Here is a 3553-nt window from a genome sequence, read left to right as displayed (position 1 = left end):
GGGTGGGGGCGTCGGTGCCGGCTCAGCCACCAGCTTCGGCATCGCCCCGGCCAGCGATCGTATCGGTCCTACCGGCCCAAGCGGTTCCGTCAACAGCATCGACGGCTGACTCCGGACGCGCCGGACGGCCCGGGGCCCCACCCGACCCGGTCCGTCCAGTACGATGCGAATGCGCTACGCGGGCGTAGTTCAGAGGCAGAACACGAGCTTCCCAAGCTTGCAACGCGGGTTCGATTCCCGTCGCCCGCTCCACTCTGGGTGGGTTGTGTCCGCGCGGGGGCGGACCTTGTCGTTCCGCCATGCCTGCCGGGAGGGCCGAGCCCGGCAAAGAGCTGCTCTGCGCCCATCGGCGTCTCGTGGACGAACATGGCGAGGACCTGCGGGAACACCACCCGAGGGCGGAATGTCGGTGGTGGTCGCTACAGTGAGCGCGGCCACGGCGTCGATCTCGGATCGTGTCCGCTGGCCGGTGTTCGCCGCCGTACGGGAGGTCGACGGGATGAATGTGGCGAAGGCGGTCCGGTGGGTGATCCCGGGTGATCCAGAGACGGTACGTGACCGGGTGATGGTGCCGGCGCGGTCGCTGTGGCGCCGGGCCTGGACCCGGCGCGGCATCGATATCACCTCGTCCATGACGACGAGGTCGTGTCTCGTCGTCGCACCACACCCCGACGATGAGACGCTGGGCTGCGCGGTGGCCATCATGCGTAAGCGGGCCGCAGGCACCCCGGTCACGGTGATGATTGTCAGCGACGGCTCCCGCGCGGAGCCGGTGACGCTCCCGCCAGCGGAGTTGATCGAGGTGCGCAAGGCGGAGACCCGCCGGGCCTGCGCCTTGCTGGACATCGACGAGTCCGACGTGCGCTTCCTCGGTTTCCCCGACGCCGAGCTCTCCGACCGGATCGACGCCATCGCTGCGCGGCTCACCGAGCTCATCGAGACCCTCGCGCCCGAGCAGATCCTGGCGCCGACCTCGTGCGAGGGGCACCCGGACCACGACGCGACCAACGAGGCGGTGCGCCGAGCGGTCGCCACCACCGGTTATCGCGGCCAGGTGCTCGAATACACCGTCTGGTTCTGGACGCACTGGCCCTGGACCTTGGGCTACGGGACGGCGGGCTGGTCGGCTGAGCGTCTGTTCGTCCAGCCGGTCCGCCGGTTGCGGGAACGCCGTCCGCTGCTCGTGGACGCCCGCGGCTTCCGGGCGCGGCAGCGCAGGGCCATCGCGGAGCACGCCACCCAGGTGGGGGAGGACGACGCGGCGTCCGGCGCCGCCACCCCGGTGACCGGTTCCCTGCTCGCGACCCTGGGGAGTCGGTACGAGGTCTACGTCGCCGCGGGGGCGCTGCGGCACCTCGACTTCGAGCGGCGGTGGCGGGCCGGCCACCAGGCACGGGGCAGCCGGTAGTCAGCCTGCGGGCGCCACCTCAGGGCCGGGCGGCGGGCCAGCGCCGGTGGCGGCGCCGTTCCCGGGACAGGTCGGGGTATAAACCGTCGGCCGCGTGGCTCGGTCGGGGTGTTGCTGCCGGTTCCGGGTGCCGAAGTGCGCGATGCCGCGCCGGTATGCCTCGACCTTGCGGCGGGCGATGGCCGAGGGCTCGATCTCGACCACGCCGAGACGACCCCGGGCCCCGAACGCGCTCGCCCGCGCGGGGTCGAGCAGGAACGGCGCCAGCGCATCCGCCAGCGCCACCGGATCGCCGGCCGGTACCGAGGATCCGGCCTCCCACCGCTCGACGAAGGGCGCGACTCCGGCCCGGGTCGTGGTCACCACCGGCCGGCCGGCCGCCATCGCCTCGACGGCCGCGATCGAGAAGCTCTCGAAGCGGCTCGGCACGGCGACGACGCGGGCCCGCCGGTAGACGTCGCGGATCTGAGAACCGGACAGGTGCCCGGTGAACTTGACGTCCAGCTCAAGCTGGCGGGCCCGGTGGGCCAGCCACTCGCCCGAGGGCACCCCGTTGATCTCGCCCGCCGAGCGCCCCGCGAGCACCAGCCGGTGCGCCACCCCCGCGCCACGAAGGCGGGCTGACGCGTCGAGCAGCACATCCACGCCCTTGTAGGCCTCGAGTCGGCCCACGACGGCGACTGTCGGCGTGGTGCCGGCGACGTCGGGTATGTCGAGCCACGGCTCGGCGTCGAACGGATTGGGAATCACCTCCACCTCACGGTCACCCAACCAGCCTTGCTCCCGCAGCGTGTCGACGAGCAGCTGCGACGGTGAGGTGACCACGGCGGCCCGGCCCGCCGACGTCCGGTCCAGCCGGTCGGCGACCAGGCCCTTCAACCCGACCGGCTGGCCGGAAAGCCTGACCGTGAGCATGGTCGGGCAGTGCAGGTGGATGGCGAGCGGCGTGGAGCGACGCATGGCCTGGATCAGACCGCGGGTTTCCCCGTCCTGGGTCTCGATCACGTCTGGTCTGAGCCCGAGTTGACGCATCCATAAGCTGTAGGACAGCGGGAGGCTGGCCCGCAGCGTCAGCGAGTCACGCGGGTACAGGGGTCCCCGGAGTTGGGCGCCGAGCTTTCCCAGCCCGCGGCTGACCGGCACCCGCAGTAACGGGCGCCGGTGGACGTGCACCCCGTCCTTCACCGAGTCGACGACCTGACGCCCCTGGGCGCACAGCACGTGGACGTCGTGGCCGAGTTTCGCGAGTGCCGTGGCCAGCGCCGCGGTGTAGGTGCCCGCGCCGTCCCAGACGACGGGCGGGTACTGCTCGCAGAAGAAGAGAATGCACAGCGCCTGGACAGATCCCAATGACTCCGCCACGTGTCCCCGATTCCACCGTGCCGTAACGGGAGAGTAAGACTAATAGCGTAAATACGCTACTCCACGGGGGGAGTGACGTCTTTATGGTTCCGCGGTCCCGGGGGAATCGAGGGAAACTTAAGGTAACGAATTGGTGCGGGTACCCCGGCCGGTGCCCGGAGCGGCGGTCGTACGGGCGGTCGTACACGGTTGCGATTGTCGCCCGAGCAGGATCCGACAGTCATGTAAGGGTTGAGTGTCGTGCGGTCTGACAGGATTTCTGATCACGTGACGTGATGCAAATTCACGGGAAAAACAGGATGTAATGGTCGCTTCGATCCGAATATGTCACCGCTAGTGGTCCCAGGCGGTTGTCGGGTGACTACTCGGAAGGTTGATCATGGCGGGGCCGGCGGTGTCGGCGGGCCGGGAGATCACCACGTTGGCGCCGGGAGTTCCGGTCGCCTTCCCGGGCGCCGTACCACCGGTACCCGCCGAGTCCGGCCTCCTGCCCGCGTTAGTTGTAGATCATCGGGTCTTCGGCGTGGAGACTCGGTTACCGAGGTTGTCCTTGTCGGCTCGGCCGGCCATTTCTCGGAGATTTCTGAACCGTGGGCTGCCTGCCCGTGAAGATGCGCCGGGCCGAGGTTCCGAAATCGTTCGTGCCAAACGTGAGCGCCACCCCGGCCGTGCGAATCTCGGGTGGGACGGGTCCGTCGCCGGGCCCGGTTGTGAACGAGCGGTGCCGCCTGGTCTCAATGCCATTTCCGCTAAGTTGATCAAGCTGCGGTCTGGGGTTTCATG

2 protein-coding genes and 1 tRNA gene are annotated in these 3553 nt (G+C 69.6%); 2 read left to right on the top strand and 1 reads right to left on the bottom strand.

Translation table 11 applies throughout. From position 1 onward, the window contains the following. The first annotated feature begins 178 nt into the window (after nt 1–178). A tRNA-Gly gene (locus AC08OJ_RS19265) sits at nt 179–252 on the top strand. 160 nt (nt 253–412) lie between these two features. Further along, the gene (locus tag AC08OJ_RS19260; protein ID WP_476596470.1) at nt 413–1408 is read left to right on the top strand and encodes a PIG-L deacetylase family protein; all 996 of its coding nucleotides are present in this window, start codon (nt 413–415) and stop codon (nt 1406–1408) included. Here the strand turns inward: AC08OJ_RS19260 and AC08OJ_RS19255 are convergent, their stop codons facing one another. Next, entirely contained in the window at nt 1409–2770 is a 1362-nt protein-coding gene (locus AC08OJ_RS19255) for a glycosyltransferase family 4 protein (protein WP_476594692.1), read from the bottom strand. Nucleotides 2771–3553: the final 783 nt, after the last annotated feature.

It is taken from the genome of Frankia sp. CgKIO3, assembly GCF_977946435.1.
This window is presented reverse-complemented; position numbering and strand designations above follow the sequence as displayed.